This window comes from Halocatena marina, from assembly GCF_023276375.1.
Lineage (GTDB): Archaea > Halobacteriota > Halobacteria > Halobacteriales > Haloarculaceae > Halocatena > Halocatena marina.
Genome location: NZ_JALLPK010000001.1, coordinates 45,269 through 69,102 on the forward strand (window position 1 = coordinate 45,269; position 23,834 = coordinate 69,102).

Consider the following 23,834-nt stretch of genomic DNA (forward strand, 5'->3'; position numbering starts at 1 on the left):
CGAGAAGAGTGGACTCTGGCGATTCGAAAGACGCGAGCTCGTGCACGCGATCTACAAACGAGAGCGTGCGTGTACTGTTGGACGAGTAGACGTCCGAAAATACACCATCCGGAGGGACGGTGTGGAAATGATAGCAGCGCGGTATACGAGTGCCCGATCGCTCAGTGTTTAGTGCTCGCCTTGGAACGATCGTATATGGACGAGCGAATCCACGAGCATGCTCGTATTCTGGTCGAGTGGAGCGCCTGCATCGAATCTGGTGACAACGTTGTGATGGTCGTCGATGAGGGCGCCCACGAGCTCGCGGTTGCAGTTGCCGACCGACTGGGCGAACGGAATGCGAATCTCCTAACGCTGTACGCATCAGGAGAGATCAAGCGTGCGTACCTGCGAGGACACCGCGGGACCGAGTTCGAAACCGATCCAGACCACGAGCGAGCGCTGTACGAGAACGCAGATAGTGTGCTGTCGCTGCGCGGCGGACGTAACGCGAGCGCAACAGCGGACGTTTCAGGCGAGACCCGACAAGCATACAGCACGGCCATGCAGGACATTCGAGAGGCGCGACTCACAACAGACTGGGTTTCGACGATCCATCCCACGAGGGCGCTCGCCCAGCAGGCCGGAATGGCCTTCGAGGAGTATCAGGACTTTGTCTACGATGCGATCATTAGAGACTGGGAGTCTCTCGCAGTCGAGATGCAGCGACTGAAGGAACTCCTCGATGCGGGAAGTGAGGTTCGAATCAGGAAGACAGCAACGACGAACGCAGAACCTGAGACGGATATTACCATGGCTATCGAGGACCGTACCGCTGTGAACAGCGCTGCCTCCGTACGATATGATTCTCACAATCTTCCATCGGGAGAGGTGTTCACCGCACCAACAGACACCGACGGAACGGTGCTGTTCGACGTGCCGATGACGTATCAGGGAAAGCGCCTGCGAAATGTCTGCCTCACGTTCGAGAACGGGTCAGTTGTCGAGTACTCTGCGGACACAAACGAAGACGTGCTGGAAGATATCCTCACGACTGACGACGGGGCAAAACGACTCGGTGAGCTCGGCATCGGTATGAATCGCGGCATCGATCGATTTACGGACAATATCCTCTTCGACGAAAAAATGGGTAATACCATCCATCTGGCGGTTGGTCGTGCCTATCAGTCCTGTCTTCCAGCGGATGAATCAGGGAATCAGAGTGCTGTCCACGTCGATCTGATCACAGACATGAGTGAAGATGCTACTGTCGAAATCGATGGGGAAGTGGTACAACGAAACGGCGCATTCCGGTGGGAAGATGGATTCGAGGCATCTCGTGGTTCGTGAGTTCCCCACGATACATTCGAGGCCTATTCGAGATTGATATTCGCTGACGAATCGTCGCGCTCGAATGTGATTTCGAGAATACTGTTGTTGAACGTGGCTTTGGCGGAGTGTTCGTCGACGTGGACAGGGAGGCGGAGTTGCTCTTCGTACTCTCGGTGGTCGGTTGCCGCACTGATCGTGAGCGATTTTCCATCGCACTTGATGTCAATGGCACTCTTTTCGACCCCAGGAAGGTCTGCAACGACGAATACACGATCGTCGTCTTGTTGAGTGGTGATATGAACATCGTTCCCAAAGCCGGAGTCACCACTCTGTACCCGCATCTCGAAGTTGTCTCCCATCATCTCGTCCATCATCCGACTGAGTTCACTGAATATGTCGTCGAACGGATCCCGGTCATCCCGGTCGCGCGAGCCCATGAGTTAAACTCATGCTCTATTTGATCAAAAGCCTTCTGAAGGCGTCATCACGAACACAATTATTGATTGTTATATATGTATGTTGACGAACCAGTAGACATTCTGAACGATTTGGGCGGTGAACAGGGCTTATTTCCGATCGATGGGGGAGACGGTTTCAGTACGTTTTTGACTGCCGACCGATTCACAGCAGATATGGCCGAGTTTCAGGTTGATGTCGCCGATCCAGAGGACGGCATGACCCATCAGTTCGAAATCGAAGGACAGTCAGCGAATCGATTCATCGGGCGCGAGATTGGTGATGAAGTCGCAGTTGATTCGCTCGGGCTTGACGGATATTCTGTCGAGGTCACAGGCGGATCAGACAACGCCGGACGTCCGATGCGTCCGGACGTTGCTGGGTCGAGTTTGAAGTCCGTTCTGCTCACGGGCGGTGTCGGATTCAAGCCGACGAATGATGGTGAGCGAAAGCGTGTAACGGTGCGCGGTCGAGAGATCGGTTCCGAGACCCGCCAGATCAACGCGAAGGTCGTCGGACGGGGCAGTCAGTCGATTTCTGAACTGCTCGAGCAGGACTAAGATAGCTGTGGCCGACCGCATCCCTCACGATCATCCGACGGTCGAATCTGTCCGCGCGACGCTCGATCGTGTGGGTCGGATGGACCAGCCGAAGCTCGTCCTTCCCAACGATCCGGAGCTATTTCCCGAAACAATCGTCCACTTCGTTTTGGACGGGCAACAGTACCACGCTCGTATCAATCGGAAGTACCACGACACACCAGAGATCCGTAGCGTGCGCGATAACGCCAGACTCGCCCGAGCGGGTGAAGGCGAAGGTGAAGACACAAGTGTAAACCGCCTTCACGAGTGGTTCGAGACGAACGATCTCGAATTTGGCCGGTCCGTCCACGTCGACGTCGTCGAACCGAACCATCTCTATGGGGTTCGATTACCGGGAGAACGAGCGGTGTACACCGATATCCCGAAACCAAACAGCTCTCTCTCCGATATCGCGAACAATCTCGAATAGAATCGACACGAATTGTACTGTATCGAATCAGATCAAACCAAATCAAAGTAGATTTGATCGGTTTGATCGGATTGAGTAGGGCGACTTTTCTGTTCTCGGCAGGTACGTTTCGTATGGATTCACAACGCCGGGAATTCCTTTCGTGTGAGCGCCCTGAGGACGTGCTCATCTATTTGAGTGAGTCATCGGTCTCGAATCTCGATTCCCTCGCAGATCACGGCGAACCCGTAAGCGATGGTCTTGTGCTCGTGCTCGCTGGTGATCGTGGTCGTAGCGTCTTCGAGCGTGCGGTTGGGGTCCAGCCGATGACGTTTGCGGGAGCAGCGATGGACACGGAGGGGACGATTTCGACAGACTGCACTAGTGGTGACTGTCCGAGCAAGCATCCTGATGAACCTGATTCGGAACATCAGGTCCGTTTTCTCCTCGCGTTTGCTGAAGAGCAGAATGATGAAGTTGGTGGGATCTACGGTGATGGTGACGTTATCCACGCGTACGCTGCCTGTACCTGCAACACAACGTATTCAGATCGGTGGGTACTCGATGAGTAATCACTGTCACCGTCATCATTATCGTCCAGCGAAGCGCTCCTCACTCCGGGGTTTCGGCTGGTAGTGATCGGAACGAGTCGAGGATAACCTGTTTTGTGGTCGCGCCTCGAGTTGTCCAGTGGTGGGCGTAATCGAGCATGTCATCGTAGATGTTCGGTTTGCATCCCGATGCTTTCGGATGACCGCCGCCACCGACTCCTGCGGCGACTTCGTGACACCGCTTGAATGTCTCTGTTCCACGGATGCTTGCGCTTCCACTCGGTTTGACGATGACAGCAGCGTCGGCTCCCTTTTCGCGCAGCATTTCTGCGACTTCGTTTTGCGAGCATCGGCCGTATGTGAACCCGACAGTGATTTCCCTACTTTCGTCGGTCGTGGTGGAGTTGTCTTCTGCTGCTTCGGTCTCTGTTGCAGTCCGTATCTCGATATCTCGCATTTCGGCGCGCTCGACAGCTTGCTCGATGAGCCGCTGCTTTTCGATCCGTCGTTCTTTGATGTACGACTGTACGGGTTCGGGGAGATCAGCGCCGTGTACACGGACGGTCGCAACGTATGTTTCGGGGGCGACCCAGTTGGCGAAGTCAGCGAGATCGCCGCTCCGTGAATCGTCACGTATCCAGAGGTCGTGATCGCGCGTTACTGCTGCGAGCTCTTCGAATCGCGGATCGAATGGGTGATCGAGACCCCGCAGTGCAACATCGGTCGAGCATTCCTCATCGGAATCACCGACAATGAGTTCGACATCAGCCTCGCGCACCCGGCGTTCGTACTCTTTGCCCCACTGGTGGTGATCGAACCAGTAGACATCCGAGGCGTGCGCAACGAGATCTGGGAGCGGTTCGATGTCACTGTCGCGGTCCGGACAGAGATCACAGAGATAGACGGTGACGCCTTCGGGGGCGTACTCGGTCACTCGTTGTTGGGCGTCAGTGAGGCTGTGTGGCTTGGCGGGTACGAGTGCAACGTCCCCATCTGGGATGTCGATTGTCTCGGTGGGGTCGATCGCTGGTGGAGCGATGTCGTCGTGTGCCTCGCGGATGAGCGCGGCGCACCCAAGCCCGTCGGCATCGCTGTCAGCGATAACGACCGTTTCAGCTCGTGCGAGAGCGCTTACCTGCTCTGGACTCGGTCCAGAATCACCGTCGTCGGGGATGAAAAATCCCGTGCCTGGGAGGATCGACTTTCGCGCAAGCGGAAGCCGGTCGTCGTCAATGAGCGACTCGTTCATACGAACGTCTGGAGGTGCGGCTCAAAGAAGGTCTTGGTTGCTACCCGTCGACTGCTCCGTCGGGGTCACGGCTCGTACTGAGCCGATACACCGTAAAAACAGGGCTTGAACGCGGATATGCGAGACTCCACAACGCTGCCAATATGAAACTTGTCCGCTTTCACGGTTCTGTGACGATCGCGGCGACATCGGTTCGCAACCAGAACAGGTGACTATAATCTGAGCGCCATCTCAAGCTCGAAGCTTTCTGTCTTGCTCGACTCGAATCCGACCTTTCGATACAGCGCTCGCGCGGCGGTGTTCCAGCGCTCGACGGTGAGCCAAACCAGTTCGACGCCCCGACGCTGACCGGCACCGAGAAGCGCGGTAATGAGTTTCGTCCCAATCCCCGATTCTTGATATTCGTCCAACACGAAAATAGCGAGCTCGTATTCGTCTTCACCGTCTGAAACGAGCATCGCGTGACCAACAAGCCGGTCGTTCGTTTGAGCAGTGACATTGACAGTATCGTCGGTCAAGATACTGTCGAGCCAGTCGCGGATTTGGACTTCGTTCGTCGGGGGAATGCCCTGTGCTCGGTCCTGTGGATCGAACGCGAGATACATCTCGACGAAGGTATCGACATCGTCGTCAGTGTACTCGCTGACCTCGATAGTACGACCAGAACGATCTTCAAACGTTTTTGGTGGTGGCTCGAACGACCCGGCTGGTTCAGAGGGGTACACGCGTGTCATCGTACCAGTGTCACCGTCATTGGTGCGTTCAGGAGGACGAACTCTGCAACATCATTTAGTTGTATCTTTCCGAGTGGACTCGTTTTTCCACCGTCGATGATGATCTGATCGAAGTTTTTGCGTTCGGCGAAATCGACGAGCTGACTCCCTGCGTGCCCCGTGAGCGAACGCACCTTGGCATCGGACGAGAGCTCAGAGAGACATCCACGAACGTCCTGTTCGAGACGATCGATTGGAGGACCATCCTCGTATTCGACGACAGCGACAGTGAGATCGTTCTCAGTTGCTTTGGCACGCTTGTCCGCCGCTTCAAGTACTGCGAGTGCTCTGTCGCTCCGATCGACCCCAACAAGTAGTTTCATAGATAGCGGTCGATCGCCCAAACCAAAAGCCTCTCGGCGATACTCTTTTTCACCGCCGAAACACAGTGGGGATATGGCCGACGATTCCGTAGGCGGGGGCTTCTCGTCCACTCCCCCTGAAACCGAGGAAATCGACGAAGAGGAGCACCAAACCCCCGAATCAACGACCAACCAAACCACGTTCGATAGCGATACTGATGATGACGTAGATGGTGATGACGTTGGTAACGCTATGGATGATGACATCGATAGCGACGTGGATGATAATGATGTTGACGGTAATACCGGTCGTTCATCTGATCAGGATGAGGGCGATGAGTCGTCTGGGGAGCATTCGGCGTCGACGAGTGACGTTCCGGACGACGTCCGCCAGTACGACCGGTTCAAGAAAATCGATGGGACTCGTTACGAGCGGGCCAATCAGTTCTTACGTGATCGTACGTACATCACGGCCCGTGAGTGGGCACTCGCACGGTTGTGTGCTGATTTCCGTACTGAGACTGGTGTCGAAATGACGAAAATCGGGAACAACCTCCCAGACCTCGTTCCGTTCATGGAGGATACCTACTCTCCACAGGCTGTCAATCAGGCCAGAGCGGCGTTCGAGGAAAAGATCCGCACAGCGGGGGCAACGTTCCTCTACGGCGCGATGTGTGACTTCTTCACCGCCGAAGAGCTCGATGACATTATGTACGAATCGACCGAGGTTGCGAAGTTCTTATTGGAGATTGAGGGTGTCGACATCTCGGTCGAAACTGAACTCGAAGCTGAAGAGCGCGTATCGAATGTGATGCGTGAAGTACGCAAAGCAAGCGCTGAGCTTCGTGAGGAAGAACTCGAAGAGCAGAACGATTCGTAAAAATCACGTCGCGCTTTCAGTTTGAACCGGGATGTTCCGGGAAGAATGAAACAGGGTCGTCGTGACTGATCGTGATCGCACGCTCGTTCGAAAGGGTCCGTATGATTGTATCGAGCTGATTCGTCTGCTCGACTTGTTTGCGGAGTTCGATTGTGTTCTCACTGCTGTAATAGAGTGGGTAACAGACAGCAATTTCGTTGTCACTATCGAAGATGACCGCGAGAGCGAAGATGAATCCGTCCTGTTCGGCACGATATATCTCGGTATCGTTGAGCGTGGCATTGGAGATAGCCGCCTCTAGCTGGTCGAATTCGTCATCAGGAACGAGCACGTCGAAGCCATACTGTTCTTCATCGAGTACTGCTACATCGCCCGGGTGGAGTTCGACGACATCCCAGCCAGCCTCACGGTACTCGGCTGCCGTTATCTCCATATCCTCTATAACTTCCTCCCAGTAGCCGACTACCTGCTGGAACGGATTCGAATCCATACCCCGCTCTCACTTCCCGAGACAAATATGAGTTATCTTCCCAATCACAATATTCCTATGAGTTATTAGGTGGAAGGATCATAAACCGGAGGACGCGGTGACGACAACAGCCAACGAAGCATACGAAACCATCTTTCAGCGGTGATGGGGAACTACAAATCGACTGCACTATGTCTGTTTGAGGATACCGAGATGTGAATACACTGTACTCTGTTCGCACTAACAGTCTTGCAATACTGCGGCCGAAGAAGCAGATTTTGAGTGAATCATGCTTGCATTTATCTGATCCGATTGGGGTAGCGTGAATTAATTACATATATGAATTTTTTCCTAAAGGGATTTATTGCCGCATCTCCAATAAAGGAGTATGGGTATTCGATCAAACGTCCTACGGGCTGCTGTGGTGGTGATAATCGTCCTTGTAACGCTCGGAACGGTGGGTGTCGTTGCGGGAGATGGGACGGAACATTCAAGTACGGATTCGGAGGTCAAGCAGATCGGCTCACAAGAGATCGAGATCTCCGATGTACACGTGACTGTGAGTGATGTGCATCTCAGCGGCTCCGATCTCCCGTCTGTCCACATCGAAGAACGGACGTACACGGTTCATGACGCTTCGATGGTGATCGACGGTCTCACGATCACGCATAACGGACAAACGTACGAGGTTTGCTCAATATCGATCGTCATGGACGATGTCTCTGTGACGGTTGAGGATGTGCACGTCGACTAAACGCTGGCTGTTATTACGTCAGCCACCTTCTGAACCCAAGGAATTAAATAACTTGAAGTGACAGTTAGCCACAGAGCTGACTGATGACCCTTTCATTCTGCTACTGAGTTGATTGCCAGCCACATCCGCGTGTGGGGTTGTCAGCTTGGACTGTTGTCGTATTGGTACTTAGTCATCGATTAGTGAGACCTATGTCACGATCAACATTCATCAACTGCGACCGCCTCGATCTCAAGCCAGCCGAGGAAGACGATATTGAATTTCTTCAAGACGGGGTGAATCATCCAAAGATACGCCGATACATCAGCGTGTTCAGAACGCCGTACAACGAAGAACAGTACCGAGAGGAGCTCTGGTCGAAAGAGAACGACGACCCGTCGCTTCTTGTCATCCCCAACGAAGGCGAATTTGCTGGAGAACCAGTCGGGACAGTAGCGCTGTCTCCTATTATCGAACGAGACGGCTATGCGAACTTCGGTGTTTGGTTCCATCCGAAGGCGTGGGGTAAGGGATACGCTCTCGAAGCGAGCGCCTACCTCATCGAATACGGATTTCAGGACCTCCGGCTACATCGAATGTCGGCAGTCACGATGGCACCGAACGAGGCCTCTAAACGGCTTTGTGAACGGCTCGGATTCGTTCACGAAGGAACTGCCCGCGAATCCCAGTACGCCACCGGAACGTACGTTGACGTCGAGCGATACGGATTATTGATCGACGAATGGGACGGTCCCAGTGAGGTGCTCGGAATAGAATCGTAGTGTAAAGCGGCTTCAACGGCCGACAGTCTCTGAATGTTTTGAGTGGTCTGCGTGGCTTTCGAATCGAAACGCTCGGTGAACTTGCTGTTGGATAACGTGAAGAGGGGTTTTGTCGATGGCTGTCTTAAATTGTGTTGTGCTCGCCGAGAAATTCAGTCAGCGTCGGTTGCTCGTCGGTTTTTCAGGCAAGTGTCATGCGGGACTTCGCAGTAGAGGAGGCTGATGAACCAGTGTCTATTCATGTTGATCTCGATCTCGTTGCACTCGTCGCAGCCATTGTTGGACTCGGTGTCATAGCTCAGTTTCTCGCCACGAAGTATCGTGTTCCCAGCGTGCTGTTTCTTATCGTTGCGGGCGTCGCTATTGGTCCCGAAGGACTCGGTATCATCACGACCGACACGTTCGGTGGAACGCTCTCGACCATCGTCGGAGTGAGCGTCGCTATCATCATTTTCGATGGAACGTTTCGATTCGAATTTGAGTCTGTCCGCAACGCTCCACGGGCCGTCGGATGGCTGATTACAATCGGCGCAGCGCTGACGTTTTTCGGGACCGCCCTGACAGTTCGGTTCCTGTTGGGGTCGGATTGGGACATTGCCTTTCTCGTCGCTGCATTACTGATCGCAACCGGTCCAACGGTTATTACACCGATTTTCGCGGTCGTGTCTGTCCGCGAGGAAATTGCAACAACCCTCGAAATGGAAGGGATTGTCAATGACGTCACTGCATCGATTCTCGCTATTGTCCTATTCAAAGCGATGACTGTTCAGGAACTCTCACCAGAAGGATTTATTTTCCTGTTCGTAGAACGCCTCGGACTTGGAATTATCATTGGCCTCGTGGTCGCGAGCGTTATCTGGTATTTCCTTACACATGTCAAACTCCCGGCTCAGGAAGCGCCACAGACAGCTCGGTTATTCACGCTGGCAGGAGCGATCGTCGCGTTCGCAATCGCGGATTCAGTGTTTTCGGAAGCAGGTATTGTGGCTGCAGCTATTGCGGGATTCGCTCTCGGGAACCTCAATCTCCCTCATCAAGAGAGTATTGGACAATTCAAGCAAGACGTGACGCTGCTCGTTCTCTCGTTCGTTTTCATTACACTCGCAGCGTTGCTCGAATTCTCGGAACTCCTCGCGCTCGGCGTCGCTGGACTCGCGGTCGTTGCGGTTTTGATGTTTCTCCTCCGTCCGCTGGTCGTCTTCCTCTCGACAACCAGTGGCGAGTTCTCCATCCGTGAACGGCTGTTCATCAGTTTCGTCAGTCCTCGCGGGATTATTCCTGCGTCGGTCGCTACTCTGTTTGCTATCCGACTCCAAACGGGTCCTCCCCCGACGGATTCGTCAGGTGCTGATATCTTGCTCGGCACCGTCTTTCTCGTTATTCTGGTGACGGTTGTTGTTGAGGCCGGCTTTGCGAGACAAATAGCCGCCGCACTCGGGGTCACTCAAACGGAGGAGTGATAGTGTACTCTGTTTTCGAGTGTGTCGGATGCGTCCATGGTGGGGCGAGTATCGTATGGATCAATCTACGGTGAAATGACATAGAAAGCGTATCGAGGAGACATTTTTGATGGGAATATCTCTGATAGAGGTGCCAACAACGGGGTAATCACCATACATATCCCTGCGCTTTTCCGCTGGCCATCTTTCGGTTCAGTATCCTCACCCAATCGTATGGCAATCAGGAAAGGTCACGGCGTAGGCATCGACTGTCCATATCAAATAATCGTCGTGTATTGAGAGCTGTGCTGAATACATAGTGTGAGTCAGTCACGACGCGAGGAACGCGTGGTAATAATGAGAACGTCATGTATCGTGGATATTATGAGAGGTCTGGCAATTGTTCGACGCGTGCATTCCAGAAGGCTTCGTCTTCATACTCTGGATACGTCGCTCGGTATCCCAAAAGACGACCGATCGGACTGAATACCGTTGCCAGCACGTTCTGTACGACTGGTGGTGGCGACGTGAAGACCGTATCGTCACCCATCTCGTCTGCCATCACCATCGCTTGTAAGAACGAGGGCCGGCCCGACTCTGTGAGTTTTCCGTCGTGTGCGAGGCCAAACAGCAGGGCGATAACATCTCCCAACCGACCCGCTGGACGGGCCTCGATGATGCAGGACGCGTACGACTCTGACTCGTTTCGGAACGCGTGTGGTGTCCCTGTCTCTACGGTCACGCTCTCGCCAGCAGTGAGTGTCCGAGATTCGCCCGGCAGTTGGATGACGAACTCGCCTTCGACGACTTCGAACGTCTCATCGTAGTTCGGGTGGACGTGTTCTGCTGGCCCGTCTGCCCCAGGTGGGAAAATTCCCAGTCCCCGTGTGTATGCACCGTCGGTTTCCTCTGGAGTCACGAGACCCGCTCCGTACTCGCCTAACTGTGGATTCGAGAACAGCGGCGTGGTCGCCGTTGCCAGCAACTCCACTGTTGGGCTGTCTTTCGGGAAGGTCAATCCATCGTCGATCGGCTCTCCGTCCACGAGCGTGCGTCCAAAGGTTACTGTCTCTGCCGTAGAATTCATCTCCAATTTGGTCGTAGAACCCATACGAATTGGTGTGTGATATTTGATAATAAACGTTTGGAGAACTCTTCTTCTTCGACTCCGTAGCCCAACTGTGCATTGTTCAGGCGTTCGGTGCAGGTGAGCAGGATCTTCATGAGACAGTCAAGCTACTCCGACCGGAACTCAAGAAGTGCGATGAACAGAACGAGGAGGTCCTGTATACTGGTGCTGCGAAGACGCTTATCGAGTATCAACAGAAGCTCAGCTATACTGCCCTGTACTCACGTCGTCACCGAAGTTCTCTGGCATAAAAGTCTCCGTCTTGGGAAGGATACATGAACGAGATGTCGCGTCTGTCTTGATCTATTCAAATAATTATTTCAGCTCATCGGGTGTCTCAGCCACGGTATAATTAAGTTCCACGCTGATATAAGTTACAGATAATGACAGAGCGTCGGATTTCATACCACGATCTCGAAGACGGTATTGCAACATTAAAGGTGTTTGAAGATAGTAATTTTCAGGGATATTTACACTGGAATGTGGAAGAACTACCAGACGAGGCAGAACCCGGAGATCAATACCGACCGGAATTCGAGGACGGTGAACTCGTCGCACTACAGTATGACAAAGAACTCACAGACCAGAAATGGGAGGATTTTGAAGAGTCGCGTGAGTGGCTCGAAGAGATGAGAGATAAGTAGGGATGGCCGGTGAGCCGTTGGCTAATGGACGACGAGAGATCTACACACTGAATGTCGGGCAGGCAGACGCACATGCAATTATCACTGAAGACGGGACGCTCAATCTGATCGATGCCGATACAACAGACGTCGGCGATGAACTCGATACCATCGTAGACAGACGGACAACGCCCGAGACGGAGACAGGAAAAATCCCGGTCGAAACGTTTGCTGTTACGCATCTTCATTACGACCATTCAGATGGTATTGAGACATTGTATGATCACGGCTATGAGATACAGCACGTCATCGAGCCTGACGAAAAGCGGTATGCAATACGTGATCGAGAGACCGGAAAACCACCCAGAGGCGTGAAAGCGACTGTCAACGATGCATATGCTCGTGGGTTGAAAAAACACGATATTGAGAGCATTACACAGGTCTCAGAAGGCGAATCCCTCTCACCGGGCTGGGTCGGTCAGGTCGTTGCTCCACCCAATGACCCGGGAGAACTCGAATTCACCAGCCCTGCAACCGGACGGAAGAATACACTCAAAGCGACTGGAGCCAACGCAAACAGCCTCGCCTTCAAAACGGAGGGTGAGCAGTCGGTGTTGTTTATGGGCGATGTCGAGGACACCGGCGGACTCAACGGCGAAAGTCAGGTGATGCACCAGCACGACAGCGAGGAAAGCGATGTGAATCTCGATGCTGATATTCTCGTGCTCGCCCACCACGGCTCGAACAACGCGACTAGTGGTGAGTTTCTCGATCGAGTCGATCCAGATATAACCGTAATTTCGAGTGGTCTACACAATAAGCACACGAGCGAGAACCAGCACGACGCCCATCCCCACGATGCGACTCTCAAGCGACTGCACGACCAAGAGATCGATGTCTACTGGACGCCGGGTCACGGAACACTCCGGACCGACCTAGACACAGAGGCGACCCGGCCAAAACCAACGACCGATCTCGAAACGACGAGCGCCGCTGATGTGGCCGCGCTGAAGTACTACTGCCGAGAACACGACGTCTCGCCGGAACAGATCGTGGCACTCACCCCAGACCACTTGCCTGAAGAAACGCCCGCGTGGGTAGCCGACGCCGCACCGATGATGGTCGAGTCGACCGAGGAGGTCGTGGACGAAGCGATTGCGAACGGCGAATCCGTTGAGGATCTCCGACAGACGCTCGATCCAACGCCAGACGCGCACGATCAGCTCAAGAAGAGCGTACAAGCCGATCGAGACGAACACGTGACGACCAGAGCAGACGTGAACCGGAACCGGGAGGCGTTTTTCAGCGCCAAACGGGCAGAAGATGCCTACAAGCGGCTCCCACTGCACACGCGGCTCCGGGCGAACCTTCCAAACCGATTCGGGGGGATCGAGCACCCGCTAGCAGACGTTCCTTCACCCGACGAGGTCGATGGGCCCCGCAAGGTCGAGGAGGTCCCACGAGCCGTTCAACATTCCCCCGCAGCCAAAAAACGTGACAAGAGAGGAATCGTCATCGACAAACAGCTCTTAGCGGCCGAAGACGCCGCTGACGAGGCCGTGGACACCGCCGAAACGAGTGAAACGTTGTGTCACCGCCTCCGAGACACCCCTGGCGCACACCAAGACTTCCTCTATGCGATCGACACTCCCGACGCACATACCAAGCACAAACCCGAAGAAGATCTCTCCGAATCACTGGAACAGACGAACCAGCGAGAACGAACGCAGAAACGAGATGTCTCACTGGGACTCTGATGTGTAGCGTCGATGGGGAGATCGTCCGCTTGTCAGAGAAGCATCGTCGATGGTTGCACGACACAAGACACCGACGGCTCGTTGCGTTATGTCTATATTAGAATACAATCCTTATTCTCCAGATTTGAACTTCTGGCGAGCGGTGCTCGCGGGAACGGGACAGCTCACCTTCGGTCGAGTACAGAGACTACTCAAATACAACGTCGCGTAAAACTCGAATGCCGCCTCCCGGATTTGAACCGGGGACAGCTCGATCTTCAGTCGAGTGCTCTCCCAGTCTGAGCTAAGGCGGCTCATTCAGAGCAACGACGAGCACTTGAAAAAGGGTTTCGAAATTGTCGGGCCAGATCGGCAGACGAAGATGGATTGAACTCGATCGAATCAGGAATGAAACAAAAATAATGGGTCCGGGCGGAGTCGAACCACCGATCTCGTCCTTGTAAGGGACGCGTCATAAACCACTAGACCACGGACCCGTATCCCTACACACATTCTCGATCCGAATAACACTTTTCGTTCGCCACGCGGCTGAAATGCCCTGCCCTACCGTACCTTTTTCCTCGCTCAACGGAGCATCGAACACGCGAGTCATCCTCCAGCAACGCCTCCCGGTCCGGGACATCTTAGTTGGTCCTCATCCAAGAAGGAGGTGAATGGTCTCTCGACGCGTCACGAGCGCCATTGGAGTGGTGCTCGTCGGGATGCTCATCGTGCTTGTACTCGTCGCAACTGGGTTTGTTGCGGTACCAGCTCCTGCTGAGGACAAGTACGAGCGCACCAGCGTAACGATTTACGACGAAAATGAGACGCAACTCGGTCACGTTGACGCTCGAATCGCCGACACCCAGTGGAAGCGCTATACAGGACTGAGCAACACCACACAGCTGCCAAAAAACGAAGGCATGCTGTTTACGTACGACGCGCCCGGGGACCACACCTACGTCATGCGCGGAATGGACTTCGGAATCGATATCGTTTACATCGGGGCAGACGGGCGTATCACGAAAATACACCACGCACCCGAACCACCCGAGGACGCGGATGGAAATGAGTACCAATATCCCGGCCACGGACAGTACGTGCTGGAAGTGAATCACAACTGGACAACAAGACACGGTATCGAAGCGGGTGACCGGGTCGTCATCGAGGGGCAACACTGATGGGCGACGCGAACAGCCTCGCACAACTGGATGGCTGGCATTCAGAAGGATACGCCGCCCGCGTTCACTACGAAGGCGAGAACGAACGCTATAGCATCGAATTCTACGAGGCGAGAGAGTCCATTCTCTACTGGAAAGTCAACGAGGGCAACGCCGCTGTTCCCGTTCCACGGGAGGCAGTCCCCGACCCACTGCGCGAGCGAATTCGACGAGATCTCGCACAAGTCGGTATCAATCCCGAGAACGAGACACGATTGCTGTAGCACGCGTTAGTGTGAAGACTTCATTCCTCACACGACCAGGCGAGATTCCTTCGAAATCTACAGCGAGAACTTAGTCTGAACAAGTACTATCGCTCAAAAACAAAACGTACAGATCATGCTCTCGTGGTGAGGACTCTGTGGAATACGAAACACAGACTCTCCGTATACGGCCCGAATTTCCCTGCTTAGCCTATCGAGTGCTACTAGTTCACAATCCTTACCAAGTCTTTTGCTGGATGCACTTGTCGATGCAACAATGGACTATTCCGCCGACGAAGACGACCCGTTCGAGGAGCAACGGGAAAAGGCTGAGAATCCGATGCGACGGCTGTTCTTGGAGTACGGGAGCCGGAACAAACCCGCGTTCGTTGGTGGACTCGTTTCCAGCATTGTCGCTCGGGTGCTTGATCTGCTTCCGCCTCTGTTACTCGGGCTCGCGGTCGATTCTATCTTCTCTAATAAAAAGGCGTTCGGACTCTGGATCGTGCCACACGAGTGGTTACCGACGACGAAGTCCGACCAACTCGTGCTACTGACGAGCATTATCGCCGTCGCATTCTTCGGCGGGGCGGCTTTCCACTGGATGCGCAACTGGGGATGGAACTCGTTTGCCCAACACATCCAACACGATCTCCGCACGGACACCTACGACAAAATGCAGCGGCTGAACATGGATTTCTTCGCCGATAAACAGACCGGTGAGCTGATGTCCGTCCTCTCGAACGACGTGAATCGTCTCGAGAATTTTCTCAACGACGGGATGAACTCCATGTTCAGACTACTGGTGATGGTCGTCGGAATCGCAGTCATCCTGTTTTCTAAAAATTGGCAACTCGCGCTCATCGCGCTGTTGCCCGTGCCACTCATCGCTCTGTTCACCTACAAGTTCGTCCAAACGATCCAACCAAAGTACGCAGCAGTTCGTTCCTCAGTCGGTCGGGTCAACTCTCGACTGGAAAATAATTTAGGAGGAATTCAGGTCATCAAAACCTCGCATACCGAAGGGTACGAATCCGACCGCGTCGATGGCGTCTCACAAACGTATCTCGACGCGAACTGGGACGCCATCGAGACGCGTATCAAGTTTTTCCCTGGTCTCCGCGTAATTGCCGGAATTGGATTTGTTCTCACGTTCGTGGTCGGCGGATTCTGGGTGTTCACATACCAAGCGACAGGTGCTGCCCCCGGTCCGTTCACCGGTGAACTCACCGCCGGTGACTTCGTCATATTCATCCTCTTTACCCAACGGTTCATCTGGCCGATGGCACAGTTCGGTCAGATAATCAACATGTACCAGCGCGCGTACGCGTCGGCTGCACGCATCTTCGGATTGATGGACGAACCGAACCAGATTCAGGAAGCGCAGGCTGCAGACGAGTTAGTCGTGACTGAAGACCGCGTCGAGTACGACGACGTGACGTTCGGGTACGACGAGGAGGAGATCATCACGGACGTCTCGTTCACCGTCGAGGGTGGCGAGACGGTTGCGCTCGTCGGACCAACGGGTGCCGGTAAATCGACCGTGCTGAAACTTCTACTCCGGATGTACGACGTTGATGCTGGTGCGATCCGAATCGATGGGCAAGATATCCGTGATGTGACCATCGAGAGTCTTCGTCAACGCATTGGATACGTCAGTCAGGACACGTTCCTGTTCTACGGATCGGTCCGCGAGAACATTTCGTATGGAACGTTCGACGCGAGCGACGAAGAGATCACTGAGGCCGCCAAAGCCGCAGAGGCACACGATTTCATCATGAACCTTCCGGACGGCTACGACACGATGGTCGGTGAACGCGGTGTCAAGCTGTCGGGCGGACAGCGCCAGCGGCTCTCCATCGCGCGGGCGGTTCTCAAAGACCCCGCTATTCTCGTACTCGATGAAGCGACCAGCGATGTCGACACCGAAACCGAGATGCTCATCCAGCGCAGTCTCGACCGGCTCACCGCCGACCGGACGACGTTCGCCATCGCGCATCGCCTCTCGACGATCAAAGACGCCGATCAGATCATTGTCCTCGAAGGTGGCTCCATCGTTGAGCATGGCCCACACGAGGAACTCATCGAAAATGATGGGCTTTATGCGCATCTTTGGGGCGTTCAGGCGGGTGAGATCGACGAACTGCCACAGGAATTCATCGATCGAGCAGCCAACCGACAGGCCCGCACTGGCGCAGACGACTAATTCACGCTCGATTCACCGGTTGGGGTGCTCACTCGGTTGGAAAAATGAACGCACCGATGATTCAAGACGCTGAGATCCGTTTGCCGGATATGCACCTCTCGGAGATCCCGTGGACCGATGTCGCTGCCGAAACAGAATCCGACATGGAGACGGATATGGCGCTTCTTCCCGTTGGATCGACGGAACAACACGGACCGCACGCGCCGCTCGGGACAGACGCACTCATTGCGTCGGGAATCGCCGCTGTCGGTGCAGACCGCTACGACGGCGATGTGGTCGTTGGGCCGACGATTCCGGTCGGGGTCGCAGAAGAACATCGTCAGTTCACTGGGACACTGTGGGTAACCGAAGAAACGTTCCGTCGGTACGTCCGTGAGACCATCCAGAGTCTCACACACCACGGTTTCAACCGCGTCGTGGTCGTCAACGGTCATGGTGGAAATGTTGCTGCCCTTCGTGAGTGTTGTGCGACGATCACTCGTCACGACGCTGCCTTTGTGGCGCCATTTACGTGGTTCAACGCAGTTTCAGACGAGATGGGACACGGCGGAGCGCTCGAAACAGCGCTCGTTCGTCACCTCCACCCGGATCTTATTCGTGAAGACAGAGTTGAGGATGCCAGTGCCGGTGCTGTTGACCGATGGGGAGTCTGGCAGTCGGGGACGAATCTCGCGTACGACTCTGCCGAGTTCACCGAAAATGGCGTTGTCGGCGATCCGTCCGAAGGAGACGCTGCATACGGTGAAGAGCTGCTTGAGGAAATTACGACGGCTCTCGTCGATCTGTTAGAAACCGTTGCTGCGCGCAATCTTACCCAGCCAGAGCACCGGTGAGTGCTGTATAAAACGCACAACGGAAGGGTCTGCGCTCACGCTCCTGCTGTGATCGCACGCACAATAAGTGGACGAGAATGTCGAGTGATGAACGCAACCGACAGAGGAATCTCGACTGTCTATAAATTGCTCTTTTCGAAGACGTGTCTTCAACCCAACTCTTTGACGTATTCGTATCCACGAGTATCGATCCGATCATCGTAGAACCCACCAGTTCGTCTGTACCCCGTGGTATCAGTATTCACACGACAGTACCGTGGTTCACTTCACGGCACGTTACAGTCGATGCTACTCCTCTGTGTCCTCCTCGTCCTCGTCCTTTTGTTCGATCGAGTCGAGCATACCTCGGAGCTCTGGAACTGTGCTTGCGAGATCGCCCACTTGTTCGTGAGCGGTTGAGATATCGTCCATGATCTCTTCGAGTTCTTCGATCTTTTCTCGCAGATCGTCGGCGTCTTCGAAGGCGTCCGCTCGTTCGCCCATCGTATACCACTTTTTGGCGTCTCGGAGGTGTTCTGCGGCATCGCCTGTATCGAGCACGGAATGGAGGGAATTGAGGACTCCGAGGGTGTTTTCAGCCTCGGCGGTCCAGATATCATCGGCTTCCGGGAGTGCTTCTCGGGCCGTTTCGAGGCTCGACTCTACGTCGGTGCGGATCTCGTTCGCTGCCTCTCCAAAGAGTTCGTCGTCATCGAGGGCCGTCTGGCTCATGGCGTGTGATTCTTCGTCATGGGGTATAAATACCCGCCCAAAACTGAAAGTGAAATCTGCACCGCGCGTCGGTCGAACCTCCTCATTCGCACGTGACACACCCAACTGTGCTCATCTCAGATCCTCCCCGTTCACTACCACTACTCACCGACGATATCGACGACGCGCATGAGAGGGTAGCCGTCTTCCATCGCCATCTCGGCATGGACAATGCAGTCTTCGTACTCGATCCGCATGACAACATCCATGTACTCTCCTGTGAGTTCGGTGTACCCCCGTGTTGTTTCGAGCTCGTCGGTGTGGATATCGACTGAAACTTCCTCACAGTACGGCTGGTTCTCGATTGTCTCCTCAATAGCAGTTTCGAGACTCGCGGCACTCTTCGGACTGACTGGAGCACCGGCGAACTGATGATACAGTGCACCGAATTTCACTCCTGCTTCGAAACAGGCCGTTTCGCGGTCTGTCGGGTCCATATCTGTGATATCACGTTCCCGCAATTAAATGCCGCCCGATTCGGCTCAATCCTAGACCATGTCGAACCGTATCTCGCAACGGGTTTACGGCTCAAGCCCCAACTATCAGATATGGATTACGAATCGAGCCTCGATAGAGCCATGGATGCAGTGCCAGATATCCAATCGGACGGCAAGCGTCTCGAAGTGCCGGATGCCACGGCACAGAAAGACGGTGCATTCACACGCTTAACGAATCTTGAGGATATTGCTGATACTATCTCCCGAACCCCGGACCATCTCCACCGATTTATCCAGCGTGATCTCGGAACGAACGGAAAGCTCACAGACGGTGTCGGGCGGTACAACGGGACGTTCTCCGGTACGGATTTCGATGCGGCCACCGATGCGTACGTCGAAGCGTACGTCCTCTGTGCGGAGTGTGGACTGCCCGATACTCGACTCGTGACTGAAGACGGAACACCGATGCTCAGGTGTGATGCTTGTGGTGCGTTCCGTCCCGTCTCAAAGCGCCGCCGCGGCACCCAACAGACCAAACAGCGTGATGCGATCGAAGAGGGTCAAACCTACACGCTCGAAATCGTCAGTACGGGCCGCAAGGGCGACGGTGTTGCCGAACGGGGTGGATATACGGTTTTCGTCCCCGGTGCGGCGGAGGGCGACGTCGTTGAGGCATACATCGAAAACGTCTCTGGCTCGCTGGCGTTTGCTCGGCTCGTGACAAACTAATCCAACGCAGTGCTCTCTTCCGTTCGCTGTTCTTGCTATCTTCAGCGGATATCTTCTGTGCGAACTCTCACCTCAGTAGATACATCTAGATGATCTTGTGCGTTCTCCTACTGCGTTTGACATCATCATACGACCCAAATGGTCTGGAGCTTTGTCCAAACCGCACGATTATTACTCCCCTCGCTCTTTTCGACTCGTGAATGGTCACGTCGGTGCTGCTCACAGGTGCCGCAGGTCGCGTTGGAAGCGCTATCCTCGGCGGACTCGGTCAAGACTATGATTGGCGGTTGATAGATCGCGAGCCACCGACAGGTAAAGACAACCATCAGTCTGATCACGAGTACGTTGTCGCCGATATCACCGACAAGGATGCCATCCGCGAGGCGATGGAAGACGTCGATGTCGTCATTCACCTCGCTGGTGATCCACGTCCTGAGGCAGGATGGGATAGTGTCATCACGAACAACATCGACGGGACTCACACTGTTTTCGAGGCAGCCATCGATGCTGGGGTTGAGAAGGTTATCTTTGCGTCCTCGAATCACGTTGTTGGCCACTACGAAACCGAGCGCAAGCCCGATATATACCGCACGAGCAGCGATTTCCAACTCGATGGAACAGAACTCCCTCGGCCATCGAATCGATACGGCATTAGCAAAGCCACCGGTGAGATCATCGGACGGTTCTTCCACGATGAGTACGATATCGGCGTTGTCTGTCTCCGCATCGGCAATCTCACAAAGGATCATCCACCAATCGATTACGAGCGCGGGCAGGCAATGTGGCTCTCTTATCGGGACTGTGCCCACTTGTTCGACTGTTGTATTACCTCCGATGTCGATTACGAAATCATCTACGGCATCTCGGACAACGACCGAAAGTACTACTCGATCGACCGTGCTCACGAGGTGCTTGGCTACGATCCGCAGGACAACTCCGCTGATTACACCGATTGAATCACTTTGCTGAGTGTTGCTATCCACTGATCGAACAGCACGACACTCGGTAGCGCTCTTTGTGTGAAACAATCCATTTCGTGCTCGGTCGTTTTGCGACCGTTTGAGAAGCTGCCCTGATTGGTTCGCCGAGTGACGCTGTCAAGCTGATTCGGGTGGCTCATCCTGAAACGCGATGACGGCATCGCGGAACGTATCAGGAATACGGGTCGGTGTTCCGGTATCATCGACTGCAACGTGGGTCACGTGACCTTCGACGAGCACAGTGTCGTCCATCGAGCGCCTCGCCTGATAGTCGAACGTTATGCTGGAGTGGCCGATTGATTCAACGCGGAGTGAATTGACGATCACATTTTCGAAGAACGCTGGTGAGCGATAATCGAGATCGACGTGTGCGACGTGAATATCCCACTCGTTCTCGATCAGCGTTGTGTAGTCATAGCCAATCTCCCGCAGAAATGCGGACGTTGCTTCGTCTTGGTAGGTGACGTACTCGCCGTAGAACACGACACCTTGCTGGTCAGTCTCGGCGAATCGAACGCGATTCTCATACACCTCGTGCATTGACAACAGATCAGCGTGCCGCGGTCTTTAACGCAGCTAAAAATATTGTGACAGTGCCTCGAACTAGTTGTCCGAATCCGTTTCGAATAGTCCCTCGACATCTGATTCTTTGTGATTGCGGCGTCCAATGTGTTCTGATAACCGTTGGCGAACAATTCCACGCTCTCCACGCACGAAGTCGATTAGCAACGTGACGAACGGGCTTGTTACCTTTTCTGCTGCGAGATCGGCTGTCGCGTACTCGATTGCTCGTTCGATCTGATCCTCATTGTAGTCGTATTCTGCTGCGAGGACGCGTGCGGCGATCGCCACCGACTCGAATGGGAGTTCATCGACGATGACCGGCTCACCGTCCAGTACTATCCGGATCGGTCGTCGACGCTCGATGACCTCTGGATCACGACCGAGAACGACGAGATAATCACGAATGGATTCGAGTGCAACGCCGTGACGGGCCGCACCGAGATCGGCTAGATATCTGTGCGCACTCGTTGCGAGTCCTGTGGTGCCCGCCCAGTTTCGTTGATCAGCATGGTAGACGGCAGCGGTGAACTGAATCAAGCCCTGTAGAAGATCACGATCGGGCCCGTCGTCCATCTCAAGCCACAGTTCTTCCCACGCATCGTGTGCAGCGTGGTACTCACCGGCGTTGTAGATTGCAGCGCCCGCTCGGAGATGTGCGGCCAGATCCATCTCCGCTGTCTCTCTCCCAGTCTTGTCCATATGATCTGTTCTTCCCGAGTGGTCAAAACGCCGGCGGCAACCGTACTGTGGACCCGTAGTCAGCAGTGTTATCCCTTCTGTCCACACACTGTTGATCATGCCTCTGGAGTTCTATGAGGACCTTTCGATTGGTGATACGCGAGAGTTCGGTGGATATACGGTCGAAAAAGAGGAACTCGTTTCGTTCGCCGAGCAGTACGATCCGCAACCGTTCCACGTAGACGAAGACGCTGCAGAGCAGTCGATGTTCGGTGGACTCATTGCCAGTGGCTGGCACACCGCTGCGGTCACGATGCGTATGCTCGTCGAAAATGTCATCCGCGATTCGAGTGCAACAGGTGCAATCGGAGTCGATGATCTGCGTTGGAGACAGCCCGTCCGTCCCGATGATACGCTCTCTGTGAAGACCGAAGTGGTAGATAAAGAACCGTGGGACGATAATCTCGGACTCGTTCACTCCCGCACCACCGTCTACAATCAGGACGAGACTGAGGTCATGTCTATGATTGGATTAGTGCTCTATCAAATGCGAGACAGCAGTTCTGCACCCGAAAACTGAGTAGGGAATGTTCAGCGGCTCTAAAGCGCAATCGTGTAGTTCGGCGACCATCGGTAACAATTATTGATGTCTGTTTGAACTGTTTTGGAACATACCCGGCAAACTAAAGAGGGATGGTCGAAAAAGGAAACTGAGGGCCCTTAGCTTAGCCTGGTCAAAGCGATCCGCTCATAACGGATTGATCGCTGGTTCAAATCCGGCAGGGCCCATGAAAACAGCGGTCAAAGTGACCGGACATCAACTGTATACCCACGACAGAACTCACGGTGCAGTCGAGACGAAACGCGAACGACAACAAAAATACAAAAACACTCAATCGTACGAGCGCTCGTATTCGATTGCAATCAGTTGCCTACGCCCGAACATATCGGGTTCGCGGCTGATTGTCATCGACAAAGTAGACGGCTATTTTGACTCGGCCGTCAACGATGTGCTCATACGGTATGAGTCCAAAACGAGACCGAATGAGCCGACGACGAGGTCCACGAGGACGGGGACGCGAACGAAGGCGTGAAAGCACGAATGACCGCAGTCAGCGAGTATTGCAGGTTGCACTCATCGCTGCAGGCATCCTCTTTCTCCTGGTTGGAGCTATCATCACCGCCGGAGGAGGGGGAGCACTAGATCTATTTGGCGCATCCCAATCAGATGAGACTAACAGCGACACTGATGAGCCTGCAACGAGCGGAAACCAGCAATCATCAACGTCGGAACCGACTTCGTCGGAGACTGACACACCGACGCCGACAGCGACGCCGACCACGACGCCAACGGCAACACCAACAACGACCACGACAGCGACGCCAACGGCAACACCAACAACAACGGCGACGCCAACATCGACAGCGACGAGGACAGCAGCATCCGGTGGTCTGCGGATCACAGAAAAGACCGATGAGAACGGAAACGGCTACGTTTCCGACTTCAATCTTGAGGTCAACGCGGACACCAGTTCCGCGAACAAACCGTACTTCATTGTCAAGATCAATGGCGAGGTGTACGGCTATTCCAATGAACTCAGGAACACTGCCAATGGTGTCTTCACGATCACTCTCGACGGATCGAAGTTCGAAAAGTATGGTCGCGGACCGCTTCAAGTGTCCGTCGAACTCGCAGAAAAGGATACGGATGGAACAATCAACTCGTGGACTACGACCGTGAACTACGAGCCGGAGTAAGCATATCACATCACAATGAATGAGAAATAATTCCACGACCGTGTCACCTCACT

At 54.3% G+C, this 23,834-nt stretch carries 28 protein-coding genes and 3 tRNA genes; 19 read left to right on the forward strand and 12 right to left on the reverse strand.

From position 1 onward, the window contains the following. The first annotated feature begins 195 nt into the window (after window positions 1-195). On the forward strand, window positions 196-1,329 hold the full coding sequence (locus tag MW898_RS00245; RefSeq protein ID WP_248903482.1) for an aminopeptidase: 1,134 nt from the start codon (window positions 196-198) through the stop codon (window positions 1,327-1,329). A 23-nt stretch (window positions 1,330-1,352) separates the two neighbouring features. Here MW898_RS00245 and MW898_RS00250 read toward each other — a convergent pair whose 3' ends face one another. After that, a complete protein-coding gene (locus tag MW898_RS00250) occupies window positions 1,353-1,748 on the reverse strand; it encodes an Hsp20/alpha crystallin family protein (protein WP_248903484.1) in 396 nt (131 codons plus the stop codon). Between the two features lie 195 nt (window positions 1,749-1,943). Between MW898_RS00250 and MW898_RS00255 the strand changes: the two genes are divergently transcribed. The 3 genes from MW898_RS00255 to MW898_RS00265 all read left to right on the forward strand — a co-directional run bounded on the left by MW898_RS00255 (window position 1,944) and on the right by MW898_RS00265 (window position 3,329). Beyond that, window positions 1,944-2,327 (forward strand): 30S ribosomal protein S6e, encoded by a 384-nt coding sequence (locus MW898_RS00255; RefSeq protein ID WP_248909674.1) that lies wholly within the window; start codon window positions 1,944-1,946, stop codon window positions 2,325-2,327. Between the two features lie 7 nt (window positions 2,328-2,334). After that, window positions 2,335-2,778 (forward strand): DUF7112 family protein, encoded by a 444-nt coding sequence (locus tag MW898_RS00260; RefSeq protein WP_248903486.1) that lies wholly within the window; start codon window positions 2,335-2,337, stop codon window positions 2,776-2,778. 113 nt (window positions 2,779-2,891) lie between these two features. Beyond that, window positions 2,892-3,329 (forward strand): DUF5807 family protein, encoded by a 438-nt coding sequence (locus MW898_RS00265; RefSeq protein ID WP_248903488.1) that lies wholly within the window; start codon window positions 2,892-2,894, stop codon window positions 3,327-3,329. Window positions 3,330-3,369: 40 nt separating this feature from the next. Here the strand turns inward: MW898_RS00265 and MW898_RS00270 are convergent, their stop codons facing one another. The 3 genes from MW898_RS00270 to MW898_RS00280 all read right to left on the reverse strand — a co-directional run bounded on the left by MW898_RS00270 (window position 3,370) and on the right by MW898_RS00280 (window position 5,653). Beyond that, window positions 3,370-4,557, reverse strand: coding sequence for a DHH family phosphoesterase (locus MW898_RS00270; RefSeq protein ID WP_248903490.1), 1,188 nt, complete (start codon window positions 4,555-4,557; stop codon window positions 3,370-3,372). Between the two features lie 212 nt (window positions 4,558-4,769). After that, on the reverse strand, window positions 4,770-5,291 hold the full coding sequence (locus MW898_RS00275; RefSeq protein WP_248903492.1) for a GNAT family N-acetyltransferase: 522 nt from the start codon (window positions 5,289-5,291) through the stop codon (window positions 4,770-4,772). Further along, window positions 5,288-5,653, reverse strand: coding sequence for a universal stress protein (locus MW898_RS00280; protein WP_248903494.1), 366 nt, complete (start codon window positions 5,651-5,653; stop codon window positions 5,288-5,290). The genes MW898_RS00275 and MW898_RS00280 overlap by 4 nt, the downstream gene beginning before the upstream one ends. Before the next feature lie 232 nt (window positions 5,654-5,885). Between MW898_RS00280 and MW898_RS00285 the strand changes: the two genes are divergently transcribed. Continuing rightward, window positions 5,886-6,512 carry a DUF5806 family protein gene (locus MW898_RS00285; protein WP_368409184.1) on the forward strand — a complete coding sequence of 209 codons (627 nt, stop codon included), beginning with the start codon at window positions 5,886-5,888 and terminating at the stop codon, window positions 6,510-6,512. A gap of 16 nt (window positions 6,513-6,528) precedes the next feature. Here MW898_RS00285 and MW898_RS00290 read toward each other — a convergent pair whose 3' ends face one another. Further along, on the reverse strand, window positions 6,529-7,002 hold the full coding sequence (locus MW898_RS00290; RefSeq protein ID WP_248903498.1) for a DUF7529 family protein: 474 nt from the start codon (window positions 7,000-7,002) through the stop codon (window positions 6,529-6,531). Between the two features lie 367 nt (window positions 7,003-7,369). Here MW898_RS00290 and MW898_RS00295 point away from each other — a divergent pair, with 367 nt between their 5' ends. The 3 genes from MW898_RS00295 to MW898_RS00305 all read left to right on the forward strand — a co-directional run bounded on the left by MW898_RS00295 (window position 7,370) and on the right by MW898_RS00305 (window position 9,956). Continuing rightward, window positions 7,370-7,735, forward strand: coding sequence for a hypothetical protein (locus tag MW898_RS00295; RefSeq protein ID WP_248903499.1), 366 nt, complete (start codon window positions 7,370-7,372; stop codon window positions 7,733-7,735). A 191-nt stretch (window positions 7,736-7,926) separates the two neighbouring features. Beyond that, window positions 7,927-8,496 carry a GNAT family N-acetyltransferase gene (locus MW898_RS00300; RefSeq protein ID WP_248903501.1) on the forward strand — a complete coding sequence of 190 codons (570 nt, stop codon included), beginning with the start codon at window positions 7,927-7,929 and terminating at the stop codon, window positions 8,494-8,496. A 194-nt stretch (window positions 8,497-8,690) separates the two neighbouring features. Next, window positions 8,691-9,956 carry a cation:proton antiporter gene (locus tag MW898_RS00305; protein WP_248903503.1) on the forward strand — a complete coding sequence of 422 codons (1,266 nt, stop codon included), beginning with the start codon at window positions 8,691-8,693 and terminating at the stop codon, window positions 9,954-9,956. Between the two features lie 361 nt (window positions 9,957-10,317). Here MW898_RS00305 and MW898_RS00310 read toward each other — a convergent pair whose 3' ends face one another. Further along, window positions 10,318-11,046 (reverse strand): cupin domain-containing protein, encoded by a 729-nt coding sequence (locus tag MW898_RS00310; protein WP_248903505.1) that lies wholly within the window; start codon window positions 11,044-11,046, stop codon window positions 10,318-10,320. A gap of 401 nt (window positions 11,047-11,447) precedes the next feature. Between MW898_RS00310 and MW898_RS00315 the strand changes: the two genes are divergently transcribed. Both MW898_RS00315 and MW898_RS00320 read left to right on the forward strand, forming a co-directional pair. Then, window positions 11,448-11,708: a hypothetical protein gene (locus MW898_RS00315; protein ID WP_248903507.1), complete on the forward strand. Its 261-nt coding sequence runs from the start codon at window positions 11,448-11,450 to the stop codon at window positions 11,706-11,708. Window positions 11,709-11,710: 2 nt separating this feature from the next. Continuing rightward, on the forward strand, window positions 11,711-13,444 hold the full coding sequence (locus MW898_RS00320) for a ComEC/Rec2 family competence protein (protein WP_248903509.1): 1,734 nt from the start codon (window positions 11,711-11,713) through the stop codon (window positions 13,442-13,444). A gap of 219 nt (window positions 13,445-13,663) precedes the next feature. Here MW898_RS00320 and MW898_RS00325 read toward each other — a convergent pair. Together MW898_RS00325 and MW898_RS00330 are read right to left on the reverse strand one after the other, a co-directional pair. Then, a tRNA-Phe gene (locus MW898_RS00325) sits at window positions 13,664-13,737 on the reverse strand. A gap of 109 nt (window positions 13,738-13,846) precedes the next feature. Then, window positions 13,847-13,920 (reverse strand) — tRNA-Val (locus MW898_RS00330). A 177-nt stretch (window positions 13,921-14,097) separates the two neighbouring features. Here MW898_RS00330 and MW898_RS00335 point away from each other — a divergent pair. The 4 genes from MW898_RS00335 (at window position 14,098) to MW898_RS00350 (ending at window position 17,885) form a co-directional block, all read left to right on the forward strand. Next, a complete protein-coding gene (locus MW898_RS00335) occupies window positions 14,098-14,604 on the forward strand; it encodes a DUF192 domain-containing protein (RefSeq protein ID WP_248903510.1) in 507 nt (168 codons plus the stop codon). Beyond that, on the forward strand, window positions 14,604-14,867 hold the full coding sequence (locus tag MW898_RS00340) for a DUF7538 family protein (protein WP_248903512.1): 264 nt from the start codon (window positions 14,604-14,606) through the stop codon (window positions 14,865-14,867). The genes MW898_RS00335 and MW898_RS00340 overlap by 1 nt, the downstream gene beginning before the upstream one ends. A gap of 256 nt (window positions 14,868-15,123) precedes the next feature. Further along, window positions 15,124-17,052 (forward strand): ABC transporter ATP-binding protein, encoded by a 1,929-nt coding sequence (locus tag MW898_RS00345; RefSeq protein WP_248903514.1) that lies wholly within the window; start codon window positions 15,124-15,126, stop codon window positions 17,050-17,052. An 89-nt stretch (window positions 17,053-17,141) separates the two neighbouring features. After that, entirely contained in the window at window positions 17,142-17,885 is a 744-nt protein-coding gene (locus tag MW898_RS00350; protein ID WP_248903516.1) for a creatininase family protein, read from the forward strand. Window positions 17,886-18,173: 288 nt separating this feature from the next. Here the strand turns inward: MW898_RS00350 and MW898_RS00355 are convergent, their stop codons facing one another. Both MW898_RS00355 and MW898_RS00360 read right to left on the reverse strand, forming a co-directional pair. Then, window positions 18,174-18,596, reverse strand: a complete 423-nt coding sequence (locus MW898_RS00355) for a DUF5790 family protein (protein ID WP_248903517.1) — start codon at window positions 18,594-18,596, stop codon at window positions 18,174-18,176. Window positions 18,597-18,736: 140 nt separating this feature from the next. Further along, window positions 18,737-19,072 carry a dihydroneopterin aldolase family protein gene (locus MW898_RS00360; protein WP_248903519.1) on the reverse strand — a complete coding sequence of 112 codons (336 nt, stop codon included), beginning with the start codon at window positions 19,070-19,072 and terminating at the stop codon, window positions 18,737-18,739. Window positions 19,073-19,183: 111 nt separating this feature from the next. Between MW898_RS00360 and MW898_RS00365 the strand changes: the two genes are divergently transcribed. Continuing rightward, a complete protein-coding gene (locus MW898_RS00365; protein ID WP_248903521.1) occupies window positions 19,184-19,801 on the forward strand; it encodes a translation initiation factor IF-2 subunit beta in 618 nt (205 codons plus the stop codon). 200 nt (window positions 19,802-20,001) lie between these two features. Further along, window positions 20,002-20,757 (forward strand): NAD-dependent glucose-6-phosphate dehydrogenase Azf, encoded by a 756-nt coding sequence (gene azf, locus MW898_RS00370; RefSeq protein ID WP_248903522.1) that lies wholly within the window; start codon window positions 20,002-20,004, stop codon window positions 20,755-20,757. A gap of 141 nt (window positions 20,758-20,898) precedes the next feature. Here azf and MW898_RS00375 read toward each other — a convergent pair whose 3' ends face one another. Further along, window positions 20,899-21,321: an acyl-CoA thioesterase gene (locus MW898_RS00375; protein WP_248903524.1), complete on the reverse strand. Its 423-nt coding sequence runs from the start codon at window positions 21,319-21,321 to the stop codon at window positions 20,899-20,901. A 63-nt stretch (window positions 21,322-21,384) separates the two neighbouring features. Then, window positions 21,385-22,044, reverse strand: a complete 660-nt coding sequence (locus MW898_RS00380) for a DUF309 domain-containing protein (protein ID WP_248903526.1) — start codon at window positions 22,042-22,044, stop codon at window positions 21,385-21,387. A gap of 97 nt (window positions 22,045-22,141) precedes the next feature. On the opposite strand from MW898_RS00380, the gene MW898_RS00385 reads away from it, so the two are divergent. The 3 genes from MW898_RS00385 (at window position 22,142) to MW898_RS00395 (ending at window position 23,781) form a co-directional block, all read left to right on the forward strand. Continuing rightward, window positions 22,142-22,603 (forward strand): MaoC family dehydratase, encoded by a 462-nt coding sequence (locus tag MW898_RS00385; RefSeq protein ID WP_248903528.1) that lies wholly within the window; start codon window positions 22,142-22,144, stop codon window positions 22,601-22,603. A gap of 134 nt (window positions 22,604-22,737) precedes the next feature. Next, window positions 22,738-22,812, forward strand: a tRNA-Ile gene (locus MW898_RS00390). Window positions 22,813-23,067: 255 nt separating this feature from the next. Then, window positions 23,068-23,781, forward strand: a complete 714-nt coding sequence (locus MW898_RS00395) for a hypothetical protein (protein WP_248903530.1) — start codon at window positions 23,068-23,070, stop codon at window positions 23,779-23,781. The last annotated feature ends 53 nt before the right edge of the window (window positions 23,782-23,834 follow it).